Genomic DNA, 1,557 nt, shown 5'->3' with positions numbered 1-1,557 from the left:
AGCCGTCCCCCTCTCGGCGCCTGCCGGTGAATTCGGCGACGGCTTCAGCGTTGGCCGCCCCGCCCATCAGGACGGCGAAGTGTTCGATCTCCCTGGCCGTCGCCGCGGCGATCCCCTCGCGGGTGGGCGCGACAATCGTCTGCTTCACCGCCATCAGGCTCGGAATCGGCCGGGAGGCAAGTACTTCAGCGCGTCGACGCGCCTCGGGCAGCAACTCGTCGGGTGCGCAGACCTTCCACGCCAACCCCATCTCACGGGCCTCTTCGGCGTCGATCCACTCCGAGGACATCAGCAGCCAGGCCGCGTTCTGCCGACCCATCAACCGCGGCAACAGATACGACGACGCCGCCTCCGGTGCCACGCCGAGGCTGGTGAACGGTGTTTTGAGGCGGGCGGTCGAGGACATGAAGACCAGGTCGGCGTAACCGAGCAGGGTCGCACCGATGCCGACCCCGACCCCGTTGACCGCACAGATCAGCGGTTTCGGCAGATCGGCCAGCGCCTCGATCATGTCGGTGAAGTGGCTGCCCTGCTCGTTGAAGGCGGGATCGCTGATCCGCCTGGCCATCTCGTTGAGATCGTTACCCGCGCTGAAGGCTCTGCCCGAGCCGGTCAGCAGGATGACGGCGACCTCCGGGTCTTCCGCGGCGTCGCGCAGCGCGACCGCGGTGGCGTTGTACAACTCTTCGTTGAAGGCGTTGAGCACGTCGGGCCGGTTCAGGGTGAGCGTGCGCACCCGCGCGTCGTCGCTGATCTTCAGTACCACGGCAGCAGCGTAAGCGTTAGCGCGCGCCACGCGGCCGAGCGGGTGCGTGGCGCGCCGTGGTGAACGGCGTTCGGTAGAGGTAGCGGCTGGTCGGCACCGTGTCCACGTCGCGGTTGGCGCCGAACGCCGCCGTACTGGTCACCATGCGCTCCATACGGTCGCGCAGATCGTCGTCGTCGGCGGCCCCGAAAAACGCGTGCAAATCCGATATCGCCGCCTCGGGGAACAGCTCCTCGACGATCGCGGCCAGCGTCGGCGCCCCGGGGGTCAGCGGGCGCACGACGGCGTTCTGGATGTACCCGAACGTCGCCTGCGTCGCGATCGCCACCGGGGTGTGGTCGATCTGCCAACGCCCGAGCCAGGTTGCCTCGTCCAGATCGGTCGGCCTGCGCAGCAGAGCGACGTTGGCCAGCCCCTCAGTGCGCTGCCCCGGCGCGGTGTCCGGCGGCGGCAGCGGTACCGATTCGGTGACCAGATAGGCCGCCACGTGCTCGCATTCCCGCTCCAGTCGCGCGATCATCGCCTGCAGCGCATCGCCGTAGCACTGCTGGGTCCACACGTTGACCACTCCCACCGCGGGCGGATCCAGGGTGGTCAACGTCATCAGCGAGTCGCGCACCGCCGCGTCGGTGATGTTCAGTGTCAACCCCGGCGGGTCGGTGTCGATGAGATCGGCCGCCACCTCGGTGCGCATCCGCGCGCACCACTCGTCGTCTGCGTCGGCCCCACGCAACGTGATGATGACTTTCTCCACGCCGCCAAACCTATCGCCGTCGGGAGCCGAAGCGGCG

At 68.5% G+C, this 1,557-nt stretch carries 2 protein-coding genes; both read right to left on the bottom strand.

What is annotated here, in order from left to right; translation table 11 throughout:
• On the bottom strand, positions 1-766 hold a 766-nt coding region (locus ABQE89_RS26200), incomplete at its 3' end, for an enoyl-CoA hydratase/isomerase family protein (protein WP_448422139.1).
• A gap of 16 nt (positions 767-782) precedes the next feature.
• Positions 783-1,520, bottom strand: coding sequence for an EthD domain-containing protein (locus ABQE89_RS26195; protein ID WP_448422141.1), 738 nt, complete (start codon positions 1,518-1,520; stop codon positions 783-785).
• Between the last annotated feature and the right edge of the window lie 37 nt (positions 1,521-1,557).

Source organism: Mycolicibacterium sp. XJ1819 (assembly GCF_053483675.1).
This window is presented reverse-complemented; position numbering and strand designations above follow the sequence as displayed.